The 25,144-nt window shown below is 74.2% G+C and carries 23 protein-coding genes; 10 read left to right on the top strand and 13 right to left on the bottom strand.

Going from position 1 to position 25,144, the window contains the following annotated elements:
* The first annotated feature begins 629 nt into the window (after positions 1 to 629).
* On the top strand, positions 630 to 1,562 hold the full coding sequence (gene surE / locus ABTZ17_RS21060; RefSeq protein ID WP_352197192.1) for a 5'/3'-nucleotidase SurE: 933 nt from the start codon (positions 630 to 632) through the stop codon (positions 1,560 to 1,562).
* A 45-nt stretch (positions 1,563 to 1,607) separates the two neighbouring features.
* Here the strand turns inward: surE and ABTZ17_RS21065 are convergent, their stop codons facing one another.
* Entirely contained in the window at positions 1,608 to 3,230 is a 1,623-nt protein-coding gene (locus tag ABTZ17_RS21065; RefSeq protein WP_352197193.1) for a glycosyltransferase 87 family protein, read from the bottom strand.
* A 113-nt stretch (positions 3,231 to 3,343) separates the two neighbouring features.
* Between ABTZ17_RS21065 and ABTZ17_RS21070 the strand changes: the two genes are divergently transcribed.
* A complete protein-coding gene (locus ABTZ17_RS21070; protein WP_352197194.1) occupies positions 3,344 to 4,549 on the top strand; it encodes a molybdopterin-dependent oxidoreductase in 1,206 nt (401 codons plus the stop codon).
* A complete protein-coding gene (locus tag ABTZ17_RS21075) occupies positions 4,549 to 5,115 on the top strand; it encodes a hypothetical protein (RefSeq protein ID WP_352197195.1) in 567 nt (188 codons plus the stop codon). Before ABTZ17_RS21070 ends, ABTZ17_RS21075 begins: the two co-directional genes overlap by 1 nt.
* Positions 5,116 to 5,362: 247 nt before the next feature.
* On the opposite strand, the gene ABTZ17_RS21080 is transcribed toward ABTZ17_RS21075, so the two are convergent.
* Genes ABTZ17_RS21080 through ABTZ17_RS21090 form a run of 3 tightly spaced genes read right to left on the bottom strand, consistent with a single transcriptional unit; the run spans position 5,363 to position 7,412 of the window.
* Positions 5,363 to 6,037: a class I SAM-dependent methyltransferase gene (locus tag ABTZ17_RS21080; RefSeq protein ID WP_352197196.1), complete on the bottom strand. Its 675-nt coding sequence runs from the start codon at positions 6,035 to 6,037 to the stop codon at positions 5,363 to 5,365.
* Positions 6,034 to 6,663 (bottom strand): TIGR04282 family arsenosugar biosynthesis glycosyltransferase, encoded by a 630-nt coding sequence (locus ABTZ17_RS21085; RefSeq protein WP_352197197.1) that lies wholly within the window; start codon positions 6,661 to 6,663, stop codon positions 6,034 to 6,036. Before ABTZ17_RS21085 ends, ABTZ17_RS21080 begins: the two co-directional genes overlap by 4 nt.
* On the bottom strand, positions 6,660 to 7,412 hold the full coding sequence (locus tag ABTZ17_RS21090) for a glycosyltransferase family 2 protein (protein WP_502994771.1): 753 nt from the start codon (positions 7,410 to 7,412) through the stop codon (positions 6,660 to 6,662). The genes ABTZ17_RS21085 and ABTZ17_RS21090 overlap by 4 nt, the downstream gene beginning before the upstream one ends.
* A gap of 138 nt (positions 7,413 to 7,550) precedes the next feature.
* Here ABTZ17_RS21090 and ABTZ17_RS21095 point away from each other — a divergent pair, with 138 nt between their 5' ends.
* Positions 7,551 to 8,339, top strand: a complete 789-nt coding sequence (locus tag ABTZ17_RS21095; protein ID WP_352197198.1) for a response regulator transcription factor — start codon at positions 7,551 to 7,553, stop codon at positions 8,337 to 8,339.
* A complete protein-coding gene (locus ABTZ17_RS21100; RefSeq protein WP_352197199.1) occupies positions 8,336 to 9,442 on the top strand; it encodes a sensor histidine kinase in 1,107 nt (368 codons plus the stop codon). Before ABTZ17_RS21095 ends, ABTZ17_RS21100 begins: the two co-directional genes overlap by 4 nt.
* Positions 9,443 to 9,566: 124 nt before the next feature.
* On the opposite strand, the gene ABTZ17_RS21105 is transcribed toward ABTZ17_RS21100, so the two are convergent.
* The 4 genes from ABTZ17_RS21105 to ABTZ17_RS21120 all read right to left on the bottom strand — a co-directional run bounded on the left by ABTZ17_RS21105 (position 9,567) and on the right by ABTZ17_RS21120 (position 12,761).
* Positions 9,567 to 10,637 (bottom strand): NAD-dependent epimerase/dehydratase family protein, encoded by a 1,071-nt coding sequence (locus ABTZ17_RS21105; protein WP_352197200.1) that lies wholly within the window; start codon positions 10,635 to 10,637, stop codon positions 9,567 to 9,569.
* Positions 10,638 to 10,772: 135 nt separating this feature from the next.
* Positions 10,773 to 11,354, bottom strand: coding sequence for a DM13 domain-containing protein (locus ABTZ17_RS21110; RefSeq protein WP_352197201.1), 582 nt, complete (start codon positions 11,352 to 11,354; stop codon positions 10,773 to 10,775).
* A 169-nt stretch (positions 11,355 to 11,523) separates the two neighbouring features.
* Positions 11,524 to 11,892 (bottom strand): hypothetical protein, encoded by a 369-nt coding sequence (locus tag ABTZ17_RS21115; RefSeq protein ID WP_352197202.1) that lies wholly within the window; start codon positions 11,890 to 11,892, stop codon positions 11,524 to 11,526.
* A 113-nt stretch (positions 11,893 to 12,005) separates the two neighbouring features.
* Positions 12,006 to 12,761 (bottom strand): phosphate/phosphite/phosphonate ABC transporter substrate-binding protein, encoded by a 756-nt coding sequence (locus ABTZ17_RS21120; protein ID WP_352197203.1) that lies wholly within the window; start codon positions 12,759 to 12,761, stop codon positions 12,006 to 12,008.
* A gap of 207 nt (positions 12,762 to 12,968) precedes the next feature.
* Between ABTZ17_RS21120 and ABTZ17_RS21125 the strand changes: the two genes are divergently transcribed.
* Entirely contained in the window at positions 12,969 to 13,778 is an 810-nt protein-coding gene (locus ABTZ17_RS21125; protein WP_352197204.1) for a TIGR02452 family protein, read from the top strand.
* A gap of 56 nt (positions 13,779 to 13,834) precedes the next feature.
* Here ABTZ17_RS21125 and ABTZ17_RS21130 read toward each other — a convergent pair whose 3' ends face one another.
* Positions 13,835 to 16,549 (bottom strand): P-loop NTPase fold protein, encoded by a 2,715-nt coding sequence (locus ABTZ17_RS21130; RefSeq protein ID WP_352197205.1) that lies wholly within the window; start codon positions 16,547 to 16,549, stop codon positions 13,835 to 13,837.
* A 43-nt stretch (positions 16,550 to 16,592) separates the two neighbouring features.
* Positions 16,593 to 17,762 carry a hypothetical protein gene (locus ABTZ17_RS21135; RefSeq protein WP_352197206.1) on the bottom strand — a complete coding sequence of 390 codons (1,170 nt, stop codon included), beginning with the start codon at positions 17,760 to 17,762 and terminating at the stop codon, positions 16,593 to 16,595.
* Between the two features lie 342 nt (positions 17,763 to 18,104).
* Between ABTZ17_RS21135 and ABTZ17_RS21140 the strand changes: the two genes are divergently transcribed.
* The gene (locus ABTZ17_RS21140) at positions 18,105 to 19,091 is read left to right on the top strand and encodes an AraC-like ligand-binding domain-containing protein (RefSeq protein ID WP_352197207.1); all 987 of its coding nucleotides are present in this window, start codon (positions 18,105 to 18,107) and stop codon (positions 19,089 to 19,091) included.
* A 71-nt stretch (positions 19,092 to 19,162) separates the two neighbouring features.
* Here ABTZ17_RS21140 and ABTZ17_RS21145 read toward each other — a convergent pair whose 3' ends face one another.
* The gene (locus tag ABTZ17_RS21145) at positions 19,163 to 19,687 is read right to left on the bottom strand and encodes a peptidoglycan-binding domain-containing protein (protein ID WP_352197208.1); all 525 of its coding nucleotides are present in this window, start codon (positions 19,685 to 19,687) and stop codon (positions 19,163 to 19,165) included.
* Positions 19,688 to 19,895: 208 nt separating this feature from the next.
* Entirely contained in the window at positions 19,896 to 20,693 is a 798-nt protein-coding gene (locus tag ABTZ17_RS21150; RefSeq protein WP_352197209.1) for a GNAT family N-acetyltransferase, read from the bottom strand.
* Between the two features lie 127 nt (positions 20,694 to 20,820).
* Between ABTZ17_RS21150 and ABTZ17_RS21155 the strand changes: the two genes are divergently transcribed.
* Positions 20,821 to 21,840: an SPFH domain-containing protein gene (locus tag ABTZ17_RS21155; protein ID WP_352197222.1), complete on the top strand. Its 1,020-nt coding sequence runs from the start codon at positions 20,821 to 20,823 to the stop codon at positions 21,838 to 21,840.
* On the top strand, positions 21,837 to 22,736 hold the full coding sequence (locus ABTZ17_RS21160; RefSeq protein WP_352197210.1) for a hypothetical protein: 900 nt from the start codon (positions 21,837 to 21,839) through the stop codon (positions 22,734 to 22,736). The genes ABTZ17_RS21155 and ABTZ17_RS21160 overlap by 4 nt, the downstream gene beginning before the upstream one ends.
* A 149-nt stretch (positions 22,737 to 22,885) precedes the next feature.
* Here ABTZ17_RS21160 and ABTZ17_RS21165 read toward each other — a convergent pair whose 3' ends face one another.
* The gene (locus ABTZ17_RS21165; RefSeq protein ID WP_352197211.1) at positions 22,886 to 24,394 is read right to left on the bottom strand and encodes a carotenoid oxygenase family protein; all 1,509 of its coding nucleotides are present in this window, start codon (positions 24,392 to 24,394) and stop codon (positions 22,886 to 22,888) included.
* Between the two features lie 326 nt (positions 24,395 to 24,720).
* On the opposite strand from ABTZ17_RS21165, the gene ABTZ17_RS21170 reads away from it, so the two are divergent.
* Positions 24,721 to 25,125: a hypothetical protein gene (locus ABTZ17_RS21170; RefSeq protein ID WP_352197212.1), complete on the top strand. Its 405-nt coding sequence runs from the start codon at positions 24,721 to 24,723 to the stop codon at positions 25,123 to 25,125.
* Positions 25,126 to 25,144 lie beyond the last annotated feature (19 nt).

Below are 25,144 nucleotides of genomic sequence, written 5' to 3' on the forward strand. Positions count from 1 at the left end.
CCCCCGCCCCCCCGCCCCCCCCCCCACGCCCGTTGCCCGGGGGGGGGGCGGGCCCGGCGGGCGCGGCCCCCCGCGGGGGGCGACGGCCGCCGTTCGCGTTCCGGGCCGGCGGAAGTGCGGCGCGGACGCCCGCGCGGCCTTCCGGGAGGCCCCTGCCCCTGCGGCCGGCGCGCGAGGGCGGGAGCCCTGCGGCCGGTCCCGGGCATGTCAGGTACCCGGGACCGGCCGAAGCGGGCCGCGATTCGTTCGGCGGCCCCACGGGCGAACTTACACGTGTCACCGCACGCAGGGAAGTCCGGTGCGCGGCACGGCCCACCGCGCGCCCGGTGCGGCCGCCACCCCGCCGACAGCCGGTCGAATTTTCGCCGCCCGAGCCCTATCGGGCGGCGTTCGGCAAGTGCTACACAATGCAGCGAGCCCGGAAATGACACGTGTCACCACACCGCGTTTCCGGCTGTCGCTCCCACCCGTGCGGCCGTACGCGACCCGTTGTGCGACGCCGGCCATCCGCACCTCATCCCACGGCGTGTAGGGCGGCGCGCAGCAGCGCGTACCACGCACCGCCGGGCGCAAGGCTCTCCCCCGCATCCCCTCGTCCTCCCCCTCCCTCCCTCATCGAAGGAGCATCCGTGCGATCCAAGCGAGTCCTGTCCCTGACCGCTCTCCTGCTGTCGGCCCCGGCCCTGGTCGGAACAGCCCCGGCGAGCGCCGCCCCGCAGGCAGCACCGCATTCCGCCCTCCCGGACCGATCGGCGACCGCCACGCTGCGCATCCTGCTGACGAACGACGACGGCTACGACGCCCCCGGGATCCGGCTGTTGTTCCGACGGCTGACCGCCGCCGGGCACGACGTCACCATCGTCGCGCCGCTCACGAACCAGAGCGGTGCCGGTACGCGCCTGTCGAGCGGCAGCACGGTCACGGTCCGGCACCCCGAGGCCAAGGTGTGGGCCGTGGACGGCACCCCGGGCGACTCGGTCTCCTTCGGGCTGGCCGAGGTGTTCGGGGGCCGGGCCCCCGACCTCGTGGTCTCCGGCACCAACTTCGGCCCCAACGTGGCGGCGCTGGCGACGCATTCGGGGACGGTCGGCGGAGCCGTCGCCGCGTTGGAGCGCGGGGTGCCGGCCATCGCGGTGAGCACCGGGGAGTTGGCCGTACCGGTGCCCGAACAGATCCTCAACGCGATGCGCCCGACCGCCGAGTTCACGGTCAAGCTCGTCGAGCGCCTGCGCGGCCGGGCGGGCCGCGGCCCGCTGCTCCCGCCCGGTGTGGGCCTGAACGTCAACCACCCGGTGGTCGGGGCGGACGGCCAGGGCACGGCCCGGGGCGTCTCCGTGACCACGCAGGACCCGCAGCCCGGCCTGGCCGTGGACTACACCGACTCCGGGGACGGGACCTGGAAGGTGGAGGTCTCGGTGGTACCGTCCCCCGCCCAACGGGGCGGCGACGTGGAGGCGGTCGGCGCGGACCGTATCTCCCTGACCCCGATCGCCCCGGACTGGAACACCGGAGCGGCCGACTTCGTCACGGCGGCGGTGCTGGTGGCGGGCCTGCGGCCGTAGTCGCGGCCGGGGGCGCGGGTGGGGTGGGGCACAGCGCGGAGGCGTTCACCCGGGCGCCCCGCTCCGCTCCTGCCCGAGGGAGCGGCCCCCCGGGGCGGACCGGGACCGGCGGACGGACCGCGAGCGGAGGGCGTGCCCGGTGAGGACGGCCAGGAGGGCCGCGGCGTAGACGGCGGTCCCGGCGCCGGGCAGGGCGCGTGAGGTGAGGTAGGCGGCGGCTCCCGCGAGGGGGACGAGCAGCCACTCCCACCGGCCGTCGAGAGCCACCAGCGCGATCAGGAGGAGGGCGTACCAGGAGTACCCGGGGGTGGTGAGGAGGAAGGCGGTGCCGGTCACCACCAGGGCCCCGGACCAGGGGCGGTCGCGGTCGCCTCGGAGGATCGTGTACGCGCTCACCGCGACCGTCCCGACGAGCATCGCCGGGAGGGCCCACGCGTCGGGCAGGACCAGCCGGAGCAGCGCGTAGCGGTTTCCCGAGGAGGCGTCCTGGTAGCCCTCCTCCTCGGCGTAGCCGCCGAGGTAGCCGAGGACGGAGGAGTCCGAGAGCAGGACGTACGGCAGGTAGAGGGCGGCGAGGACGGCGGTGGCCGGGAGGAGGACGGCGGCGGCCTCCCGGGGCTTGCGCACGCCGGAGAGGGCGCCGGGCAGGAGCACGGCGGGGAGCAGTTTGGTGGCAATGGCCAGCCCCAACACCGCTCCACCGATGACCCTGTGACGAATCATCAGGGCGAATGCCGCGACGGAGAGGAGGACGGCGAGGGCGTCGGCGTGGGCGTTGTTCACGGCCTCGACGGCCACGGCCGGGGACCAGGCCCACCAGGCGGCGCCGCGCGGGTCGCCGCGGCCCCGCAGGACGCGCAGCAGCACGAGGGTGGTGGCCACCGCGAGCAGGGCGCCGCCGATCTGGAGGGCCTTGTGGCGGGCGTCCGCCGGGGACAGTCCGTGGACGAGGAGGAACCAGCCCTCGGCGGCGGGCGGGTAGATGGTGTGGACCTGCGGGCGGTTGATGCGGGTGCAGCCGCCGGGGAGGGCCGAGAGTTCCGGTCGGTCGCACTCCTGGGGCGGCGGGAAGAGCCAGTCGTCGCGGAGCGCGGTGAGGGCCGGGTCGGCGGGGGCGTGGTCGTACGGGGAGGTGCCCGTGGCCTGGACCCGGCCGTCCCAGGCGTAGCGGAAGGAGTCGGTGCTGGTCACCGGCGCGGCGACGAGGCCGGTGGCGGCCACGGCGACGCCTCCCGCGAGGACCAGGGCCGCGACGTGCCTGGAGGGGACCCGGCGGAGCTGCCACACGGCCGCCGCGGACAGCGCCCAGCAGCCGGCGTAGCGCCAGGACAGTCCGGCCGGGTCGGCGAAGTAGCCGCCGTGCCGGACGGTGAGGGCCAGCGCGACGGTGAGCGCGGCCAGCAGGACCGCCGTGGCGGCGGTGGCCCCGGCGGACCGGGTCGGCTCACCGGGTACACCAGGTCGGTCGGGGTCGCCGTGTCCGGTGGGCGCCGTGGGCGCCGTGGATGCCGTGGGCGGCGTGGATGCCGTGGGTGGCGTGGATGCCGTGGGTGGTGTGGATGCCGTGGGTGTGCCGGCTGGGCGAGCGGGGGGAGGTGGGTGGCCGGGGCCCGGTGGGGAGGAGGGGGCGGGGCGGGGGCCGTGGGTGGGCGGGGGGTGCTGGGTCACGGCTTCACCCTGGCAGCGGCGGGACGGTCGACGGGGCCGGCGGGGCGGGACGTTCGCGTTCCGTAAGGTGTCGGAGCCCCCTCCCGGAGCACTCCGGAGGGTTGCATGAGGGCATGGACACTCCTCCCGGGCCCACGCCCGAGGCCCGCGCGGGACTCAGCTCCCCGACCCGGGCCCCACGCCGACCGCTCCTGCGTCCGCCCGGGTTCGCCGGGCGGCTGCACGACCCCCGTACGGCGACGGCCGTGGGTCGGTGGCTGGGTGCGGCGTTCGCCGTGTGCTTCCTGACCGGATTGGTCAGCCACTTCCTCCAGGAGCCGCCCGCGTGGGCGGCCGGGTACCTGCCCACCCGGCCGGTCTGGGGGTACCGGTTGACACAGGGGCTGCACGTCGGGGTCGGTATCGCGGCGATCGTGCTGCTGTTCGTCAAGCTGTGGGCCGTATACCCGCGGTTGTTCGTGTGGCCGCCGGTCCGCTCGGCGCGGCACGCACTGGAGCGGCTTTCGGTGGCGGTGCTGGTGACGGCGGCGCTGTTCGAGGTACTGACCGGGCTGCTCAACATCGCCGAGTGGTACCCGTGGCCGTTCCCGTTCGTGCCCACGCACTACGCCGTGGCGTGGGTGGTGGCCGGTTCGGTGCTGCTGCACCTGGCGCTGAAGGCGCCGGAGATCCGGGCCCACTGGTCCCGCGGTTCCGTGGGGACGCGGGCCCTGCCGGACGAGGAGCGCGACGGGCCGGACAGGCGGGCGCTGCTGCTCGGCATGGGCGCGGCGGTCGGCGCGGTCACGGTGACCACGGTGGGACAGTCGTTCGCCCCGCTGGCGCCGCTGGACCTGCTGGCTCCCCGGCATCCCGGGCACGGTCCGCAGGGGCTTCCGGTGAACCGTACGGCGGCGGCGGCCGGGGTGACGGCGGTGACGGTGCGGGACTGGCGGCTGGAGGTGTCCGGTCCGCGACCGTACCGGCTGACGCGGGCCGAGTTGGCGGCCTGGCCGCAGCACCGGGTGCGCCTGCCGCTCGCGTGCGTGGAGGGGTGGAGCGCGCACGCGGAGTGGACCGGGGTGCGGATCCGGGAGTTGGTGGAGCGGGCGGGGGCGCCCCCGGGGTCGGCCTTGCGGGTGGTGTCGCTGGAGGCGGCGGGCGCCTACCGCGTGATGGAGATGGGGCGGGAGTACGTGGAGGACCCGTTGACGCTGTTGGCGCTGCGCCTCAACGGCGAGGTGCTGTCCGCCGACCACGGCTACCCGGCCCGGATCATCGCGCCGAACCGGCCCGGTGTGTTGCAGACCAAGTGGGTCGCGCGTCTGGAGGTGCGCTGATGGCGGCGTCCGGTACGGGGCCGGGGCCGGTCCCCGACGGGGAGGGCGGGGCCGCGGGGCCCGGCGCCCGTTCCGGGGTCTCCTCTCCCGGGTCCGCCTCCGTTCCGTCCGGCGTGCGGGTGTCCGCGGTCCGCTGGGCGGTCGGCGGGTGCGGGCTGGTGCTGATCGGGATCGGTGGGTGGCTGCTGGCGGAGCAGTCGCGCCCGTGGGACGTGGTGCTGTGGCTGGGCGGGGCCCTGGTGTTGCACGACGGGCTGATCGCACCGCTCGTGCTCGGGGTGGGGCTGCTGGTGGCGGGCGTGCCCGCCCGTCCGGTGGTCCGGGGGGCGCTCGTCACGGCGGGCGCGCTGGTGCTGGTGACGTTGCCGCTGCTGTTGCGCCCGGGGGCGCCGCCGAACCCGTCGGCGCTGCCCCTGCCGTACGCCGGCAACCTGCTGCTGGTGCTCGCGGGGGTGGCCGGGGGCGCGGCCCTGGTGGTCCTGGTGAAGGCGCTGTGGCGGCGTCGCGCCTCGGGCCGGGGGGCCGGGGCCGGGGAGGGACCCGGAGCGGACGGCGGTCGGGGCTGAGGCGAGGCCGTGGAGGCGGGCCCGAGGCGGACCGTGCGAAGGGTGCTCCGGTCGGGTGCCGTCCGACAGGCCCTCCGAAAGGCCCGCCTACCAGCCGTCCGACAGAGGGCCTCGGCCCGCCCTCGTCCCCGCCCGCCCCTCCGCTGCGGCCCTCCGGCGGGCCCCCGGCCCGGCCCGGCGCCGAAAGGGTCGTCGCGGGCCGCTGCCGGAAGGGTCGTCGCGGGGCCGCCGGGGGCGCGGCGCGAGGTCAGCGGGCGAGTTCCGTGAAAGTGCGGCCGGACACGGTCCAGTCGTGTCGGGCCGTCCAGCCGGCGAGGGCGGCGTAGCGGTGGAGGGCTTCGGGGCCGACGCGGGCCCAGGGGAAGGGAGTGCCGGGGGTGCCCCGGAAGTCGTCGAGGCGGACCTCGTACCGCTCGTCCACCTCCACGGGGGCGGCTTCGGCGATGACGCGGCCGCCGGGTGCGAGGAGGCGGTCGGCGCGTTCCAGGAGGGCGACGGGGTCCCCGCCGATGCCGATGTTGCCGTCGATGAGGAGCACCGTCGTCCAGCGTCCTTCGCCGGGCAGGGGGCCGAAGACGGACCGGCACAGGGCGGTGCCGCCGCGCCGGACGGTCCGGGTGACGGCCGTGGGGCTGACGTCGACCCCGAGGGCCCGGTGGCCGCGGGCGGCGAGCGCCGCCACCAGGCGGCCCGGGCCGCAGCCCGCGTCGAGGACGGCGCCCCGGCAGCGGGTGAGGACGCTCTCGTCGGCGGTGTCCGCGTCGGCGAGCCAGCGTTCCACTTCGAGGGGGAGCAGCCAGCCGTCGGCGCGTCGCAGGAACAGCGGACCGCGTTCGGCGCGCAGGGCGCGGGCGTAGGGGTCGTCGCGCCAGGGGGCGGGGCGGGGTCCGGGGCGGGTGGTGGCCCGTCCGGGGGCGGTCACCGGCCCGCCCGTGACAGGGCGCTGAGGCGGGTGTGGAGGGCGGCGAACCGGCCGCCCCGGGCCTGCGCGGCCACCTCGTGGGCGTCGGCGGCGGTGTCCACGTCCCGCAGGACGGGCAGCATGCCGGTCCGCAGTCCGGCCGCGCGGAGCCGTTCGTACTGCACGGCCCCGGTCTCGGGCACCGACATGGGGACCCCGAGCAGGAGGGTCGGGTCGGGGGCGGCCAGCCCCAGCGCCCAGAAGCCGCCGTCGGATGCGGGCCCGAACCAGGCGTCGTGGCGGCCGAAGTCCAGTGCGGGGGCGAGGAGTTCCGGGGTGACCTGGGGGGTGTCCATACCGATGAGGAGGGCCGGACCGGCGCAGGCGGCGAAGGCCGCGGCGAGGCGGACGTCGAGGGTTCCGGCGACCTGCGGGAGCACCTCGAATCCGGCGGGGAGCCAGTCTCCGGGGCGGCCGTCGAGGACGAGGATCCGGCGCTCCGCAGGGGTCGCTGCCACCGCGTCGAGGGTGTCGGCGAGGGAGGCCGCCGCGAGGGAGGCGGCCTCGCCGGGGGTGAAGGGCGGGGTGAGACGGGTCTTCACCCGGCCGGGCAGGGGTTCCTTCGCGATCACGAGCAGGGCGGTCATCGGGCACCGCCGACGGGGCGGAGTGCCGCGGTGGCGGGGCGGGGTGGTTCGGCGAGGACCGCTCGCATGTCGCGGACCGCCTGCCAGGTGCCCCGCCAGGTGCCCGTCACCTTGGACCTGCCGGCCCGGGGCAGGTACGGGACCTCCTCCTCGCGGACCCGCCAGCCCGCGTCCGCGGCCCGGACGACCATCTGGAGCGGGTAGCCGGAGCGCCGGTCGGTGAGGTCCAGGTCGAGCAGGGCCTCCCGGCGGGCGGCGCGCAGCGGGCCGAGGTCGCGGAGCCGGAGTCCGGTGCGGCGGCGCAGCATGCGGGAGAGGGCGAGGTTGCCCGCGCGGGCGTGCGCGGGCCAGGTGCCGCGGCCCTGCGGGCGGCGACGGCCGAGGACGAGGTCGGCCCGGCCGTCCGCGAGGGTGCGGACGAATCCGGTCAGCAGGCCGGGGTCGAGGGAGGCGTCGCAGTCGCAGAAGCAGACGAACTCGGCCTCGGCGGCGAGCAGCCCGGCGTGGCAGGCGGCTCCGAAGCCGCGCCGGGCCTCGGGGACGACGGTGGCGCCGAGGGAGCGGGCAAGTTCCGCCGATCCGTCGGTGGAGCCGTTGTCCACGACCAGGGGGCGCCAGCCGGCGGGTACGCGCGCGAGGACCCATGGCAGGGCGGCGGCCTCGTTCAGGCAGGGCAGGACGATGTCCACGGAGGGGTCCTCGGAAGGATCCGCGGAGGGGTCCACGGTGGGGGCCGCGAAGGGGTCCACAGGGGGTTCGGTCACGTCTGCCACGTTAGGAAGCCGGGGCCGGGAAAGGGGCGATCGACTCCTTACGAAACGCGGACGGCGTCCCCCGACGGCGGGCACGGGGCCCCGGTGCGGGGCGCCGCGTACGACACTGGGCGCATGAGTACGCCAGTTCCGCCCGCGCGCATCCTCGTCGTCGACGACGACCCGACCGTCGCGGAGGTCGTCACCGGATACCTGCTCCGGGCCGGGCACGCCGTCGAGCGGGCCGACGACGGTCCGTCCGCGTTGGAGCGGGCCGCCGTGGAGGTGCCCGACCTCGTGGTCCTCGACCTGATGCTGCCCGGTCTGGACGGGCTGGAGGTGTGCAGACGGCTGCGCGCCGACCGGCCGGTGCCCGTGATCATGCTGACGGCCCGGGGCGAGGAGGAGGACCGGATCGCGGGTCTGGAGCTGGGCGCCGACGACTACGTCACCAAGCCGTTCAGTCCCCGGGAGCTGGTGCTGCGGGTGGAGTCCGTGCTCCGGCGCAGCAGGGTCGGGGCGGATCCGGCCGCCGGGCGGGGGCGGCCGGTGCTGCGGGCGGCCGGGATCACCGTCGATCCGGTGACGCGCGGGGCCTCGCGGAACGGGTCGGAACTCTCGCTGACGCTGCGGGAGTTCGACCTCCTCGCCCATTTCATGGGCCACCCGGGGCGGGCGCACACCCGCGAGGAGCTGATGCGGGAGGTGTGGGGCTGGGACTTCGGGGACCTGTCCACGGTGACCGTGCACGTCCGGCGGCTGCGCGCCAAGATCGAGGAGGATCCCGCGGCGCCGCGGCTGATCCGGACGGTGTGGGGCGTCGGGTACCGCTTCGAGACGACGGGCCCGGCGGAACCGGCGGCCCCGGCGGACGCTGCGGCCCCGGCGGCAGCGTCCGAGGGGCCGGAGGTGCCGCGGTCGTGAAGGACGTCCTGCTCATCGCCCTCTTCGCGCTCGGCGGCGCGGCCTGCGCCGGGCTCGCCGGGGCGCTGGCCCTGAGGCTGTTGCGCCGCCGGTCCGTCGCGGTGTCGCTGACGGTGGTGGCCGCGGTGGCGGTCACCGCCATGTTGGCGGGGACCTTGGCCGTGGCACGGGCGATGTTCCTGTCCCCGCACGATCTGACGGTGGTCACGCTGGTGGTGGCCATGGCGGCCGTGGTGTCCCTGGGCACCGCGCTGACGATGGGCCGTTGGGTGGTGGCCCGCAGCCGCGATCTGGCCCTGGCGACACGGGAGTTCGGCGCCGACGGCCGGTTCGCCGCGCCCTCGGCCCCGGCGACCGCGGAGCTGGCCGGGCTCGCCCGGGAGCTCGCGACCACGAGCGCGCGACTGGCCGCGTCCCGGGAGCGGGAACGCGCCCTGGAGAGCTCCCGCCGCGAGCTGGTCGCCTGGATCTCCCACGACCTGCGCACCCCGCTGGCCGGGTTGCGGGCCATGGCCGAGGCCCTGGAGGACGGGGTGGCCGCGGATCCCTCGCGCTACCACCGGCAGATCCGTACCGAGGTGGAACGCCTCGACACGATGGTCGGCGACCTGTTCGAACTGTCCCGCATCCACGCGGGCGCGCTGGAGCTGTCCCCCAGCCGCGTCTCGTTGCGGGATCTGGCGGCGGACGCCCTCCTGGGCGCGGATCCACTGGCCCGCGAGCGCGGGGTGCGGCTCCTCGGCGAGGACATCGCGCACGCGCCCGTGGAGGTGGACGGCAAGGAGATGACCAGGGTCCTGGCGAACCTCCTCGTCAACGCGATCCGACACACCCCTGCCGACGGCACCGTGGCCGTGCGGGTCGGCCGGGCCGCCGACACCGCCGTGCTGTCCGTCACGGACGGGTGCGGGGGCATCCCCGAGGAGGACCTGCCGCGGGTGTTCGACACCGGCTGGCGGGGCAGCCCGGCCCGCACGCCTCCGTCCGGTGCCGGGCTCGGGCTGGCGATCGTCCGGGGCATCGTGGAGGCCCACGCCGGGCGGGCGGAGGTCAGCAACGTCCCGGGCGGCTGCCGCTTCGAGGTGACACTGCCGCTCGCGTGAGGGGACGGCGGCCCGGGCCGGGCCGGCCCGGACCGCTCCTTCGCGTGGCTGCGTGGCTACATGGCCGTGCGCCGGCGTGTGCCTGCGTGGCTGCGTGTCCGTGTGTCCGTGTGTCGTCGTGCGGCTACGGGATGCCCGCCGGGGCGCGCAGTTCCGCCGTCGCGAACTCGGTCATGCCCTCCGCGAAGCCCACCGCGGGTCGCCAGTCGAGGTCGCGGCGGGCGCGGGAGGAGTCGGCGGTGATGTGCCGGACGTCGCCGAGCCGGAACTCCCCCGTGACCACCGGTTCGGGTCCGCCGTGGGCCCGGGCGAGGGCCGCCGCCATCTCCCCCACCGTGTGCGGGTCGCCGCTGCCGATGTTGCGCGCGGTGTGCTGCCCGTCCTCCCCGCGGCCCGGGTCCGGGAGCGCGGCCAGGGCCGCGACGTTGGCCGCGGCCACGTCGCGCACGTGGACGAAGTCCCGGCGCTGTCCGCCGTCCTCGAATACCCGGGGCGCCTCGCCGCGCGCGAGGGCGGAGCGGAAGAAGGAGGCCACGCCCGCGTACGGGGTGTCGCGGGGCATCCCCGGGCCGTACACGTTGTGGTAGCGCAGCGACACGGCCGAGCCGCCGGTGGCGCGGGCCCACGAGGCGGCCAGGTGTTCCTGGGCCAGTTTGGTGGTGGCGTAGACGTTGCGGGGGTCCACGGGGGCGTCCTCGCTGACCAGTCCCGGTACGAGGCCGGCTCCGCAGTGCGGGCAGCGGGGTTCGAAGCGCCCCGCTTCGAGGTCCGCCGCGGCCCGTGGTCCGGGGCGCACCGTGCCGTGTCGGGGACAGGCGTAGCGGCCTTCGCCGTACACGACCATGGAGCCGGCCTGGACGAGCCGGCGGACCCCGGCCTCCGCCATGCCGGCCAGCAGGACGGCGGTGCCGAGGTCGTTGCAGGAGACGTAGTCGGCGGCGTCGGCGAAGTCCTTGCCGAGGCCGACCATCGCCGCCTGGTGGCACACCGCGTCCACTCCGCGCAGGGCCCGCCGCACCGTGTCCGGGTCGCGGACGTCCCCGTGCAGGAACTCGGCGTCGGGCAGGGCCGGGCGGGTCGGGTGTGCGGCGGGGAGCAGGGCGTCGAGCACCACCGGTTCGTGTCCCCGGCCCCGGAGGGCGTCGATCACGTGGGCGCCGATGAATCCGGCGCCTCCTGTCACAAGTACGCGCATGTCCGGCACGCTATGCGGCCGGCGGGCCCGGGCGGCGGCTCCGCACCGCGCCGTAAGACTTCCGTCATCACGGCGGGGTGCGGCCAGAGACGGCGGGGCGGCCAGAGGCGGCGGGGGTCGGCAGGCCGGGCGCCGTTACGCGTCGGCGAGTTCCGCCGCGCCGAAGGAGACGTCGAAGCGGTCGCACCAGATGGCGACGCTGCCGTAGTCGGCGGGGTCCACGTCCGCGGGGACCGCGTAGTTCTGGTCGCCCTTGTTGCCCTTGAGCTTCCCGAGGCTGACGTGAGCGCCGTCGTCGAACACCCGCCAGCCCGCTACCCCTTCCTTGACCGGGGCGTCGCTCAGCCAGACCCGCAGGTCGGGCCCGTTGCTCGTGTCGAGGCCCTCCAAGCGCAGCACGTGGGAGCCGTCGGCCAGCCGGAGGAGCTTCGCCGTGCCCCGGGTGTCGTGCTCGTGGCTGATGAAGGAGCCCTGCGCGAGGGTGCGCGGCTCCGGAGGAGATTCCGGGGCCGACTCCGGGACGGCGGTCCCGGGCCCCGGCTCCCCGGGCGCGAAGGCGGGCGCGCTGCTCAGGGCGCCGGGTAGGGCCTCGTTGACGGTCTCGTCCTGCCACAGCTTCCACGGCTGGAAGAGGTACAGTCCGACCGCCAGTGCCCCGGACACCAGGACCGCGACGACCCCCGCCCGTACTCCGCGCCGTCCTCGCCACCGCGCCATGCTCCGACTCCCCGCTCCGTGCCCTTCCGGGCTCCGCTTCTCGTCCACGGGCCCATCCAACGGCATCCGGGCCCGTCATCCCATTACGTCCGTCTTACGGACCGACGGCGACAGCCGGGCCCGCCGCCCTCCCCCGCCGCCTTGCCGTCGGTGCACCGCCGCCCGCGCCCTACTTCTTCTCCTCCAGGCGGATGGCGTGCCGGAGCTTGTCGGCGGCCTCGTGGCTGGTGCCCTCGCGCTGTTCCAGCAGGGCCTCGGCGATCGCGTCGAGTTTGCGCTGCAGGGCGTGGGTGTCGCGGCGCTCGGCGTTCTTCAGCAGGGCGAGCAGCAGGAGGCTGATCGAGGCCATGAGGTCCCCGGCGAAGATCAGCCAGGACAGCGGCGGGTGCAGGAAGTGCAGGACGAAGGTGCCGAGGACGAGGAGGACGCAGAAGACGTAGAACAGGGGCGAGCCGGTGATGTTCGCCGCCCTCTCGGAGAACGCGGCGAACCAATCGTGTCCCGTGCCGTCCCGCTCGGCGGGGTGCTCAGTGGTCATGTCCGCCATGTTCCCCGGGCGGGCCCCGTCCCCCCGGGACCACGCGGGTCACGGGCGCGCCCCGCCGAGCGGGAGCAAGGGCGGGGGCGGCGGGACGGGCCACGGGCCCGGCCTCAGGGGCCGAGGGCCTCCGCCGTGGCCCGCAGCGCGACCTCCACCGCCTCGGCGTCGTACGGGGCGAACCCGGAGAACAGCAGGTCGTCCGTCCGCGCGGGCCGGTGGCTCAGCAGGAGGTCGAGGACCTCCGAGCGCAGCCGGGGCGGGGCGCCGTCACCGACGATGAACAGGGGCGTGGGCAAGTGGTCCCTGCGGGCGATCACCCGCGTCGTCTCGGCGTGGGCGGGATCCTTCAGCCAGACGTCCTCCTGGACGAAGGTCGCATCGGCGGCGCCCGCCACGACGGCGTCGATCTGGCCCTGGTAGGGCGGGGTGACGACGAACTCGCCGAAGAACTCGTCGATGCGTCCGCCCAGGTCGTGGACCAGTAGGGCGGGGGCGAGGAAGCTCGTGGTGCAGAAGCGGTGCGCGATCGCCAGGCGCTTTCCGCGGAGCCCGGGACCGTCCTCGACTTCGCTGTCCGTGCGGACGACGAGCACGCTGGGGATGCCGGTGGTGCCGTCCGCCGCGTAGACGGCGCTGGCCAGGGGCTCGTAGGCGGGGTCGTCACGGAAGGGGAAGTAGTTGAGCACGGGCAGGTACGAGAAGGTGGCCGTGCCGCTCCCCAACCGCTCGGTGAGCGGGGTCATGTCCCCGTGGTAGCCGGTGACCTCCACGCCGTGCTCGGCGAGGAAGGCGGCCCAGTCCGGGGAATCGACATCGAGCCGCAGGTTCGCGTCGTACGGGAACGTCACGCCCGCGCCCGTCACCATCGGTCCTCCCTGTCAGCACCACAGGATCCGGCCCCCGCCCCTCCAGTCTCACCCTTCACACACGCACGCGCACGCACGTGCCCGCCCGCACGTGCCCGCCTGCACGCGCGCACAGAGGCGGCCGGGCGGTCGGCACGGCGCAGGCACCCCCCCCCACCCACGGAAAAATAGTCACCCTGACAATAAATCCTCGCTACCATCGCCCCCATGAGCAACCGTCTGAGCAACATCGCCACCGAGAACGAGCGCGTGGCGGCCACCGGCAGCTACGACACCGCCACCGGTGCCCGGGTCTCCATAGCCTCGACCCTCGCCGCCGCCCGTGCCGGGACCGTCTCCCACGCCCCCGAGTTCGTCGCCGCGCCCACCGGGCCCTTCACCGGCGAGATCGAGGTGACCGACGAGGACAGCCTGCGCGCCGCGCGCCGCCTCACCGACGGGGGCGTCGAACACCTGGCCGTCCTCAACTTCGCCTCGGCACGGAACCCCGGTGGCGGATACCTGCGCGGAGCCAAGGCGCAGGAGGAGGACCTGTGCCGTACGGCCCTCCTCTACGCGTGCCTGCTCGAAGCCCCCGACTACTACGCGGCCCACCGCGCCTCCGACGACCTCGGGTACAGCCACCGGGTGATCTTCTCCCCGCACGTGCCGGTGATCCGCGACGGTTCCCGCGCCCTGCTCGACGAGCCGTACCGGGTCTCCTTCCTGACCTCTCCGGCCCCCAACGCCGGTCAGCTGAAGCGGCGTTCGCCCGACGGCAAGGTGGAGGTCCGGGGCACGCTCACCGAGCGCGCCCGCCGCGTCCTCGGCGTGGCAGCCCACCACGGCGTCCGCGAACTCGTCCTCGGCGCCTGGGGCTGCGGCGTGTTCGCCAACGACCCGGCCGAGGTGGCGAACGCCTTCGCCGAAGCCCTGGCCACCCACGGCGCCCCGTTCACCCGCGTCACCTTCGCCGTCTGGGACCGCCAGCCCGACTCCCCCAACCGCACGGCCTTCCGCACCCGCTTCGCGGACTGACACGCTCGACGTCGACTGTCCGGGCAGGCAGGGCGATCACCCCTTCGCTCGTCTCCTCAGCGAGACTGCTGGTTCCGCGGGTGTCCCGGACATGCGCCGGGCCGAGGTTCCGGGATCGCAAGGGCGTGGACGGCCCGGTCATCCGGCAGGCTCCACGCCTCACGGATGGACATGATGAGCAGTCGGGCGCTGTACGGGGAGATCTCCAGCTCCTGTCGGGCCCGGCCCAGGTGCTCCAGCTCACCTGCTCGCCCCCGTGCGGCCGCCTCCCCCCGGCGGCGCTCGAAATCGACCGTCCCGAAGATTTCCAGGAGGGTGAGTGAGAAGAGCACGTACACGGATGCCTCGTCCATCAGTTCCCGCGCCGGATCCGGCACTTCGGACGCCGCGTCTTCTCCCAGTTGCCGGCCGAGGTCGTGAAAGGCGACCCGCTCCAGTACCGACCGCAGTTCGGGCGAGACACACGGGCACGGCAGGGGCAACCGGCCGACGAGGTCCCCGAAGGTGACGAGGGCCGTGCTGCTGCGCGGCGTCCAGCGTTCTTTGCCCAGCAGGGTGCGGAAGCCGGACAGCGTTTCGGCCAGCTCCTCCTGGATGAGCTGCCGGGCGATGTCGGCGAGTTCGACGTAGCCGGTCCGTGTGTCGATGTCGTCCACCCGGAGGCCGTATCGGATCAGGTCCCGCGTGACGCCTCCGGACAACGCGTGGGTGAGGGCCTTGAACGGTTCCCGTAGTCCTGGTGCTCGCCGTTCCAGGATCTCGCGTGACTCGTCCAGCGTGCGGGGCGGCACGTGCACGACATCGTCCAGGTAGCTGTCGGCGACTCCTCGGTGCGGCAGCCCTCGGCGGACGAAGGTGGCCCCGACGTCCTCCGCCACCGAGAGCAGGTAGTGGACGTGCGGCACGCCGAGGACCCCTTTGATCTCGTTGAGGAACTCCAGGGCCTGCGCGTCGCTCCCCAGCCGGTCGAGTTCGTCGATCGCGATCAGGACCCGCCCGCCGAGTGCGTGTCGTTCGTCGGCGATCTCCTTCAGCAGCTTTCGGTAGTCCCCGACCAGTTCGGGGAAGTTCGGCGGCAGGGAGGACAGCGAGCTCGTGTAGGCGGTGAGCAGTTGAGGGGCTCCCGCCGTGAGCCCGGAGGAGGAGGTCTGCAAGGTCCTGAGTCGGTACAGCTCGTCACGGCAGACACTCACGAGGTGGGATCGCGGGGCCGGTCTCCGGGAGGCCGCCCTGTACAGAAGAAGTCCCGCGAGAATACCCACGAGGCGGGCGGGGTGGTCGGGATCGGCCGCGAACTCCCTTATCGCGGGTCGGGTGACGGACAGGGCCAGCCAGAGGACGAGGACTGCCGGCGCCACGAACCTCTCCAGAGGCTCCAGGATGTCGGACAGATACATGAGTCCCAGGAGCAGCGGGGTCGTCACCAGCACAAGAAGCGCCACGTCATCCGCCAACACGGACTTGGTGCGGTCGTCGAAGGCCAGTGTGGCGATCGAGACCAGCGCGATCAGCGCTCCCACCGCCCTCACCACGCGCGCGGCCATCGGACGTATCTTCGGTCGGCCCTTCCACCCGCGAAGCCACCACAGCAGGACACCCACGAGGGCGAGGAGAAGCGCCATACCGGCACGCTCTCCGTGCCACACGTCGAGCAGCGGCTCGGCCAGCACCCGGTCCAGGGCGTCCTCGACCCGGACGCGCACGGAGATTTCGTGCCGCCCCCAAAACGCGCGCGTGCTCCCCGCCGTACCGAAGACGATCAGGGCCGTCGCGGCGAGGCCGAGGAGCAGCGGCGGAACCCTCTTCCGGAGGAGCGGCAGCAACGCGCGGGCCGCCCGGCGGAACGGGGACAGCCTGACGAATGCGGGCGGCACCTGGTCACAACGTTCGAGGTAGGTCTCGCAGGTCCTGACACAGAGGGACACCAGGAATTCGTACGGGGAGTAGGTTGCGGGTGCCTGCATGACGACCGCCAGGTCCGCCTTGTCGGCGCACGCCCGCAGCAGGGTCGACTTGCCCGCGCCGCGCGGGCCGCTGACGGCGATGGTTCCGCCGCCCTCCAGTTGGGTCATCTTGTCGAAGAGGCGGCGGGCGACCGGGCTGTCGACCACGTACCGCGGGTCGCGTGCCGAGCGCAGACCGTCGTAGTTGTCGGGCAGGAGGAGCGAGTCGGGATCGTCACCGAGCAGCGCGTCGACGACTCGGGACAGGAGCTGTCGCACGCCGTGTTCCTGTAGGCCGCGGGTCCACGCTGCCTCCGCCCACCGGATCCGACGGGTCTGCAGCGCGACCCGCGGCCTCAGGACCGCTTCGCGGAAGTTGAGACGGGCGTTCAAACGCAGCACGGGGTGCCGCAGGACCGCGATGACGATGGCGGCGGGCACCAGGAGCACAAAGGGCAGCGTGGCCCACGGGGCGAGCACCACGAGCACGAAAGCCATGACCAGGGACACCCAAAGGATCTGGGTCGCCGGGTGAGGTACCTCGTGGAGGTAGTCGAGGCGCCGCTGGAGGCGTTCGCCCTTCTCCCGCAGGGTACGGAAGCGGGCCTGGGCGTCTCTGGTGGGTTCGAGCGCCCGACGGATGTTGGCCTCGGTGAGCATCATGGCCCGGGCGTTCTCAGCGGTGGCTCGGGGGCGAATTCCCAGACGGCGGGCGACTTCGGGCTCTTCGAGGCAGGCGTCCACGACCTCGACGTACACCTGCGCTTCGCGTTCGAGTGTGAAGCAGTCGGCGACCTGCCACGCGTGGCGCGGGCGTGTGCGGGGCATGGGAAGCGGAGCCTTTCGTGCGTGGAAGGTGCGCGGGCGCCGGTCAGGGCGTGCGTCGTGCCTGTTCGAGCTGCCGCCGGGTGAAGCGCGTCCCGCTCGGGTGCTCGCGTGAGAAGAGCGCGGTGAGGCCGGGCTCAGCGGCACGTCCGTCGTCCTCGTAGGTGACCGCTGGGGCGGCCCCGTCGTCGAGAAGGCGTCCGACGCACTCGGCGAGGGTGTGCGGGCCGGATCCGCTGTAGCCCCAGTTCAGTCCGGGCGCGTCCATCGCGGGGACGGGATGGACCGTTCGGTCGGCCGTGCGGACCCAGATCGGAGTGTCGAGGATGATCTCCTTGAGGACCGATCCGGCGGGGAGACGCTTGGGGGCCCGGCCGATGTAGGAGATCTCCCGGTCATCTCGGGACGTGTGCCTGCCTTTGACGGCGACGACCGGCCCTCCGGTGACCGGGTCGACGAAGGTGCCGACGATCTCGTGGTCGGCCTCCTCCAGTAGGTGCAGGGCCGTCGCCGGTACCTCGCTCAGCCTGTTGATCCATTCGGCGGCTGCCCGGGTGGGGTTCCTCCTCGTCAGGCGGAAGGTGCCGCCGTACGGCAGGTCCTCCGAGCCGCTCCAGGCACTGACATGTTCCAGGCACTCGAGCGCCACCTCGTCGGTGCGGGCGCAGAGCTCGGCGAGTCCGGCTCCCACGATGTCGTCCGTGGCCACTTCGTCCAGGCCGGGATCGGTCGGGTCCGGAACGGCGGGGAACACCATCGGGAAGGGGGTGACACGGCGCGCGATCCACGTGCGGAGTTGCAGCGTCTGACGCGTCGCGGCCTCGGCCGCCTCGGCCCGGATGCGGTGTCCGATCGTGTAGCAGGCGTGCCGGACCGGGGACCCCGCGGGTTCCGTCGCCGCAAGCGCGTACAGCGCCTCCCAGGGCGGGTCGGTGCGCACGGTGACGGGCCGGGGGTCGTCTCCCGGCCGCCAGCCGGTCAGGTGGTCCGCCCGCCGCAGTACCGTGGGCCACCACGGGACAGGGGCGCCCAGGGTCGCGGCGAGGTCGGCCCAGGACAGAGAGCGGACCGCGTCGGGACGTTCCCTGTCGGCGGCGCGCAGACCCGGTCCGTCGAGGTCGTACGCGGAGCGCACGACGACGACGGTGTCGGCTTCGGGATGCGGCGCGAGGAGATCCGCCGGTTCGTCGAGCGTCCGCTCCGTTGGATAGACCACGGCGATCGTCCCCTCGGCCGTCCGCCATAACCCCGCGAAGTGCTCCCCGATTCCGCCCTCGTGATCGTGTGTCCGATACTCACCCCTCAGGTAGCCGGGTTCGGCCCCGCCCGCGTGCCGCTGCTGCTGCCGGTGTTGTACCTCTGCCCTGGTGTCCGTAGACCCTTCCAACACGCCCCCCGTGCACGTACGTTGACGCCCTTCATGATGGCGGTCCGGACGGTGGGGGCGGAAGGGCCGGTTCTCGGATGGGAAACATGGCGCGTTCATTCCTTTTTGTGAGGCATGTGGAGCCGCACCCTGCTGGAGACCGCGCCGCGCGCACGTCTCTCGGGGGGACTCATGCTGACGACCGTGCTGGACACCTCCTCGTTACCCGGGCCGGAGCGCACCGGCGCCTGGGCGGAGACCACAGCTCTGGCTCTGGTGACGACACGGTTCAGGTTTCCTGATCCCGATCACTTCGACGCGCGGATCCGGGCCGCGGAGCTCGGCGCCGCGCAGCTGTCCGTGATGGCGTACCGCCCCCTGGTCTCCTACCGGTCGGGGGCGTTGATCCGCCGTTCGGACCCGGAGCTGTACCAGCTGGCCGTGATCACCTCGGGGCGGCAGCTCATCGACCAGGCAGGACGGCGGGCCCGCTTGGGGCCGGGGGATCTCGTCCTCTACGACAGCTCCCGCCCCTTCGAGGCCGTGGCGGGGCCCGACGGGCAGCCCGCCGGCTCCCTGCTGTTGCAGTTCCCTCGCGCCCTGATGCCGCTGCCGGGGAACCTGGTCGCCTCCGTCTGCGCCACGAAGCTGACGGTGTCGAGCGGGTTGGGACACGTCCTGCGGCAGACACTGGAAGCGCTCACCGACGCCGAGGCGGAGTTCAGCGGTGGCGACCGGGTCAGGATGGCGAACACCCTCGTACAGTTGGCGGCCGCCGCGGTCGCCGGACACACGGAGGCGACGGGCCGGCTGCCCGCCTCCTCGCGGGCCACCGCCCTGTATCACGAGACCCGCACCTTCATCGTGGCCCACCTCCACGATCCGGATCTGACTCCGACCGCGATCGCCGTCGCCCATCACGTGTCCTTGCGGACCCTGCACCGGGTCTACCGGCTACAGGGCACGACCGTGGGCGGGGCCGTGCGCCGTGAACGGATCGCGCGCTGCTGTCGGGATCTGGAGGACCCGCTGCTGCGGGATGTGGCCGTGAGCGCGATCGGCGCCCGCTGGGGGTACCCGCGCGCCTCCGAGTTCACCAGGACCTTCAAGGCCGTGGTCGGCACGACTCCGAGCGCCTACCGGGAGTCGGCTTCGGTCCCGGGCGGCGCCCGGTCGTGAGCGGACCGCCCGGGGTGATGTCCCCGTGGGTCGGGGTGGCGCCTCCCTCGACCCACGGGTCACCGGTGGGATCAGCCGCAGGTGCGGTAGTTGTAGCCCGCCACCCGCTTGTCGCCGTTGCGGTCGTAGAAGGTGTAGTCACCGTCCCCGTCCCGCGAGACCAAGAAGGTCCGATCCGCGGTACCGCGATAGGTGTCGACGGACCCGTCCCCGTTGGTGTCCCGGAGCCACTGACCGGCCTTCTTGAAGGTGTCCTTGCCGACGACCCCGTCGGCCGAGCCGACGTAGGCGCGCTGCCACGCGATGGTGGCCTGCCTGGTCGTGTCGCCGAAAACGCCGTCGATCTCGTTCCAGGCCAGGTGCCCGTCCGCCCACAGGACCTTCTGCCACAGGCAGGTCGCGTTGGAGGAGCTGTGGCGGCCGGTGGACAGGATGCCCTCGTCGTTCCAGTCGTCCGAGAAGCCGTCGCCCCCGCGAATGAAGGCCAGACCGCTGTAGTCGCCGCTGGCGGCGGCCGGGGAGCCGCCGATCAGGACGACGGCCGTGACCGCCGCGGCAAGCCCGCCCACCGTACGGAATCGCTTCCATGAAGCCATGCCGGATTCCCCCTTCGTTCGGGAGCCGAGTCCTTCCCGGCCCCGCCTCCGGCCGGCACCACTCGGGGCCCGGACCGGAAGGCACGGGGAAACTCTTCCGCGTCACGATCCGCGGGGCATCGACACAGAGCGCCACACCCTGCGCTCCGCGCGCCACTCACGGGAGGCGCGCCCGATCACCCCAGGGCCGCTCGCACCTGAACGCGGCTCAGGCGCGGGTCGTGTACGTGGCTTCGGTGAAGGGGGTGACCTCGGTGAAGCCGAGGCGGTGGTAGAGGGCGAGGGCGGTGGGGTTGTCGGCGCGGACGTTGAGGCCGATGGTGTCCGTGGTGCCGACGAGGCGGTGGCAGAGGGCGGTGACGCAGGCCGTGCCCGCGCCCCGGCCGCGGAGTGCGGGGTCGGTGGTGACGTTGCCGAGCGCGGCGACCCGGTACGTCGGGGAGTAGACGTGGACGCCGGCCACGGAGACCAGGCGGCCGTCGAGTCGGGCGCCGACGTACTGGCCGGTGTCGAGCATCCGGTCGTCGAACCAGTTGCCCGGGTAGGCCCGGGTGAACAGGTCCAGCAGGTCGGGGAGGTCCGAGCGGTCGAGCGGGGCGGGGTGCCAGGGGCCGTGCGGGCGGTCCTCGGCGGGCACGGGCGCGGGCGCGGTGGCGAGTTCCATGCGCAGCAGGGTGCCGTGCGGGCGGACCTCGTAGGCGGACTCCAGGACCTTGCCGGCCTCGCCCGTCAGGTGTCCGAAGAAGCGGCGCGGGAGGACGGGGAGCAGGGCCGCGGCCAGTGCTTCCAGTTCGGCGGACCGGTCGGGGCGGGAGAAGGCGAGCAGAGTGGGGATCTCGCCCACGGCGTAGACGAGGGCGACGGGGCCGTCCTCGGAGAGGGTGTACCAGGTGGTGTAGGGCCACAACAGGTCGTCGAGGTCCCCGAGTTCCATCACGTGCAGGGCGGGGTCCCGGCCGAAGCGGTCGGCGAGGTCGGCTCGGTCGTGCAGGCAGCGCAGCGTCACCCGGACAGGCTACGGGCAGGGGGTCCGTCCCGGCCCGGCGGCCCCGCGACCACCGGTTTTCGTCCTCTTGACGATATCCGGTCGACTCATTATCGTCGGAGTGACGAAATTGAGCGAGGGGGTCCTCATGGCCGACATCACGCGACGCTTCGGCTGGCGTCACCTGCGTTCCGCGCCCACCGCGCACATCCGCCACCACCGGCGGGGCCGGCTCGTGCACGACGGTCGCGGGCTGAGCTTCTGGTACCGGTCGCTCTCGGCGGCGCTGTCCGAAGTGCCGGTCGAGGACCTCGAGTTGGCCATGGCCTTCCATGCCCGTACCGGCGACTTCCAGGACGTGACCGTGCAGGCCACCGTCACCTACCGGATCAGCGACCCCGCGCTCGCCGCGGAGCGGCTGGACTTCTCCGTCGATCCCGACAACGGGAGCTGGCGCGGCGCCCCCCTGGAGCAGATCGCGACGCTGTTGACGGAGACCGCGCAGCAGCACGCGCTGGACGTACTGGCCCGGACCCCGCTGGCAGCCGCCCTCGTGGACGGGGTGGCCTCCGTCCGGCAGAGGGTGGTGACGGGCCTGGCGGCCGAGCCCCGGCTGCCGGACACGGGGCTGGAGGTGGTGGCCGTACGGGTCGTGGCGATCCGCCCCGAGGCCGAGGTGGAGCGCGCCCTGCGCACCCCGGCCCGCGAGCAGATCCAGCAGGAGGCCGACCGGGCCACCTACGAGCGGCGGGCCGTCGCCGTCGAGCGGGAACGGGCCATCGCCGAGAACGAGTTGGCCAGTCAGATCGAACTGGCGCGCCGGGAGGAGCAGTTGGTGGACCAGCGCGGTACCAACACCCGGCGCGAGGCGGAAGAGAAGGCCGCCGCGGACGGGGTGCGCACCGAGGCCGAGGCGGCGCGGAAGGTGGCCCTGGCCCGGGCGGAGGCCGCCGCGGCCCGCGAGACGGGCGCGGCCCGCGCCGAGGCCCAGGCCGCCTGGCTGCGGGTGCACGGCGAGGCCGACCCGGCCACCCTGCACGCGATGGCCGCGACCCGGCTCGCGGAGAACCTGCCGCGGATCGAGAGCATCACCCTCACCCCCGACGTGCTGACCGGGCTCCTCACCCGGCTCGGCCGCACGGACGGCGGCGGCGGGGCGGAGGCGTGAGCCTGGCCCCGCGGGCGGTGCTCGTGCACCGCCGGACCGAGTACGAGGAACTCCTCGCCCGGCACGGGACGCACGGGCAGGCCGCCTTCTTCCTCTCCAGCCGGGGGCGGTCCATCGACGAGGTGGTCCGCCGGCACGAACGGGTCGCGGAGGCCCTGCGCGGAGCCGCCGCGGCCGTGCCGCTGACCTGGCGGAACTCCCGGGTGGAGCGCGCCGACCTGGACCGCTTCCTGTTCGGGCCGGAGGACGTCGTGGTCGTGGTGGGGCAGGACGGTCTGGTCGCCAACGCCGCGAAGTACCTGACCGGGCAGCCCGTCGTGGGAATCGACACCGACCCGGGGCGCAATCCCGGGGTGCTGGTACGGCACCGTTGGACGGACACGGCGGCCCTGCTGCGGGCCGCGACCGGCGCCGCGGACCGCGCGGAGGAACTGACGATGGTCGAGGCCGTCGCCGACGACACCCAGCGGCTCCTCGCGCTCAACGAGATCTACCTGGGACCACCCGGGCACCAGACGGCCCGCTACCGCATCGGCCCGGCCGACGGGGACGATCCGGGCGAGGCCCAGGCGTCCTCGGGGGTGCTGGTCGGAACAGGGACGGGTGCCACCGGCTGGCTGCGGTCCCTGTGGCTGGAACGCGGCAGCACCACGCCACTGCCCGCGCCCCGCGACCGGCGGCTCCTGTGGTTCGTGCGCGAGGCCTGGCCCTCCCCCGCGACCGGCACGAGCCGGGTCTCCGGGGAGCTCGGAGGGCGGCAGGGGCTGCGCCTGACCGTGGAATCGGACCGGATCGTGGTCTTCGGGGACGGCATGGAGTCGGACGCCCTGGAACTCACCTGGGGCCAGAGCGTCCGGCTGGGCATCGCGGGGACCGCCCTGCGCCTGGTCACCTGAGCGGGCCGGGCCCGGCAGGGGCCGGGTCCGGAAGGGGCCCGGCCCGCCGGCGCCCCGCCTTGGGGACGGCCTCGCCCCGGGGACGGACTCGCCCGGTCCGTCCGTACGGTCCGCCCCGAGGGTCCGCCGCGGTGGCCCGCCCCTTGCGGTCAATCCGCGGTCGGGATCCAGGAGCCGTGCAGGCCGAGCGGTACCCGCACCGGCACGCGGACCCGTGCCACGGGGCCGGCGGACGGGTCCTCGGCCGGGATGACCAGGAACCAGCTGGATCCGTCGGTGCGGTCGGTCGCGAAGGTCAGCCAGTACCCGTGCTCGGCGGAGCCGCCACCGGCACGCTCCGGGCCGCCGGCGCCCGGGTCGGGGGCGTAGACGGGCTCGCCGACGGAGAGGTCCCCGGCCGACCACACCAGCGCGGTGTCGCGGTCGGCGTCGTACCAGCGGATGGCGTCGTACTCGCCGGGGAGGAGGTCGGTGCGGCCGGTCTCGGTGGCCAGGGCCACGTGCCGGTGGCGGCGGCCGATCAGCCGGTCGTCGACGCGGGGGAACTCCACCCGGGAGTCGTCGAGTTCCGTACGGGTCATGGTGCCGGTGGCCGGGTCGACGCGGGCCCGCACCAGGGCGCAGTTCGGCGGGCCGGCGCCCTCCTCGGCGGGTGCGATGGTCAGGCGGCTCCACTGCACGTAGTCGAGGACGACGGCGGAGTCCCCGTCACCGCCCCCGCCGCCGTCACCGCCCGCGCCATGGGCGTTCGCGGCATCGTGGGCGTCCCCGGTGTCGTAGGCGTTCACGGTGTGCCACAGCCAGAAGGCGTCGTCGGTGGCCCAGACGACCGGGCCGCCGTCCCTCGGGATCAGGGCCACGCGGGTGCCGCGCTCGGGGCGCCAGGCGAGGAAGGAGCCTCCGGACATCGCGGATTCGAGGTCGATGAAGGCGGGGGCGAGGGTGAGGACGACGTAGCGGCCGGTGAGGGCCATGTCGTGGATCATCAGGGGTTCGTCCACGCCCTCGACCGGGGTGGGCCCGCGGGTCACGGTGCCGTGCCGGTCGATGACCGACCAGGTCAGGAACGGCGCCTCCAGGGCGTAGCAGAAGACGAACATCTCCCCGGTCTCCGGGTCGATCTTCGGGTGGGCGGTGATCCCGGCCGGGAGCGCCCCGCCGAAGGTCTCGCGCCCCAGGGTGTCGAGGGCGTCGTCCACGCGGTAGGGGCAGGCCGATTCCGCGAGGGCCAGCAGCCGTCCGGCGTGGCGGACGACGTTGATGTCGGGGAGGTCCTTGAAGTCGTCGGCCAGCTCGGGGCCGACCTGATCGGCTCCGGGGAGGATGAAGGACTCGACGCCGCCCCAGAGGGCGCGGCCGACGCGTTCCTCGGCCAGCAGGGCCGGGGTCCGCACGAACCGGTTCCGGTACCGGGCGCGGCCTTCGGAGAGCCAGATCCCGTGCAGCATCCCGTCGCCGTCGATGGGGTACAGGTAGGAGCCGATGGGGGTGAAGCGCGGGTTCGGGCCGTTGCGCAGGTAGAGGCCGTCGAGGCCGGCGGGTATCTCGCCCGTCACTTCGAGGTCGACGGCGTCGACCTCCTCCGTCACCGGTGCGAACGAACCGAGCAGGTGGGGCACGCGCGCGGGGTCGAAGCGGGGCGGCGTCCGGGTGTTCACGGGTCCTCCCAGGAGGTCGTCGGGTGGACGCCGGGGCGGCGGACGCGCGACGGAGCGGCGCGGAGGGATCCGCACCGGAACCGGGGCGGGGACGGGGGACCGGGCCGGCGGCGGAGCCGGTGGGCGCGGCGGAGGAGCGGACATCCGCACGTGCGCACCCGGTGACGCCCCGAGCCGCGAACGTCGCCCGGTCGCGCCCCCGGGCCGTGGTCGCCCCGGGGCGGTGGCGGGTGCCGACCGTCGCCTCAGGCAGGTGTTTTCAGCCTAGCGCGGCAGGCGGGCTCCGCGACGCGGGCGGGGGACGCAGGGGTCATGATGGAGGGGTGATGACCGTACTGGTGGCGGGTGTGGCGGAGGGCGAGGAGTTGGAGCGGCTGCGGGCCCGGATCCAGCGGAACACGCACTTCCAGGTCATCTCGCACGCCCACACGCCGGAGCTGGCCCTCGCCCACGCCCGGGTGCTGCTGCCCGACATCACGGTTCTCACCCTGTCCGGGGGCCTGGGTGACGATCCCGAGGCGTTCCGTGTGCTCCACGGGGTGCGGGCCCTGGACCCGCCCGGTGCGGTGGTGCTCCGCGCCCGCAATCAGGCGGCTCTCGACGGCCTCGACCGGTACGCCGTGGACGGGGCCGTGCACGTGGTCCGGGCCGACGACGCGGAGACGTTGATGCGCGCCCTGATCACGATCGGCCTGCGCCGGGCCAGCTGCGATCCGGACACCATGCCCTGAGCCGGCGGCCCCGGGTGTG

The organism is Streptomyces sp. NPDC097619 (assembly GCF_040302735.1).
Lineage (GTDB): Bacteria > Actinomycetota > Actinomycetes > Streptomycetales > Streptomycetaceae > Streptomyces.

What these genes read in the sequence shown, in the direction of transcription:
- ABTZ17_RS21145 (WP_352197208.1), bottom strand. Translation starts at nt 19,687, where the DNA reads ATGGCTTCATGGAAGCGATTCCGTACGGTGGGCGGGCTTGCCGCGGCG.
- ABTZ17_RS21125 (WP_352197204.1), top strand. Translation starts at nt 12,969, where the DNA reads ATGAGCAACCGTCTGAGCAACATCGCCACCGAGAACGAGCGCGTGGCG.
- ABTZ17_RS21070 (WP_352197194.1), top strand. Translation starts at nt 3,344, where the DNA reads ATGGACACTCCTCCCGGGCCCACGCCCGAGGCCCGCGCGGGACTCAGC.
- ABTZ17_RS21170 (WP_352197212.1), top strand. Translation starts at nt 24,721, where the DNA reads ATGACCGTACTGGTGGCGGGTGTGGCGGAGGGCGAGGAGTTGGAGCGG.
- ABTZ17_RS21075 (WP_352197195.1), top strand. Translation starts at nt 4,549, where the DNA reads ATGGCGGCGTCCGGTACGGGGCCGGGGCCGGTCCCCGACGGGGAGGGC.
- ABTZ17_RS21130 (WP_352197205.1), bottom strand. Translation starts at nt 16,549, where the DNA reads ATGCCCCGCACACGCCCGCGCCACGCGTGGCAGGTCGCCGACTGCTTC.
- ABTZ17_RS21105 (WP_352197200.1), bottom strand. Translation starts at nt 10,637, where the DNA reads ATGCGCGTACTTGTGACAGGAGGCGCCGGATTCATCGGCGCCCACGTG.
- ABTZ17_RS21155 (WP_352197222.1), top strand. Translation starts at nt 20,821, where the DNA reads ATGGCCGACATCACGCGACGCTTCGGCTGGCGTCACCTGCGTTCCGCG.
- ABTZ17_RS21120 (WP_352197203.1), bottom strand. Translation starts at nt 12,761, where the DNA reads ATGGTGACGGGCGCGGGCGTGACGTTCCCGTACGACGCGAACCTGCGG.
- ABTZ17_RS21085 (WP_352197197.1), bottom strand. Translation starts at nt 6,663, where the DNA reads ATGACCGCCCTGCTCGTGATCGCGAAGGAACCCCTGCCCGGCCGGGTG.
- ABTZ17_RS21140 (WP_352197207.1), top strand. Translation starts at nt 18,105, where the DNA reads ATGCTGACGACCGTGCTGGACACCTCCTCGTTACCCGGGCCGGAGCGC.
- ABTZ17_RS21095 (WP_352197198.1), top strand. Translation starts at nt 7,551, where the DNA reads ATGAGTACGCCAGTTCCGCCCGCGCGCATCCTCGTCGTCGACGACGAC.
- ABTZ17_RS21115 (WP_352197202.1), bottom strand. Translation starts at nt 11,892, where the DNA reads ATGACCACTGAGCACCCCGCCGAGCGGGACGGCACGGGACACGATTGG.
- ABTZ17_RS21110 (WP_352197201.1), bottom strand. Translation starts at nt 11,354, where the DNA reads ATGGCGCGGTGGCGAGGACGGCGCGGAGTACGGGCGGGGGTCGTCGCG.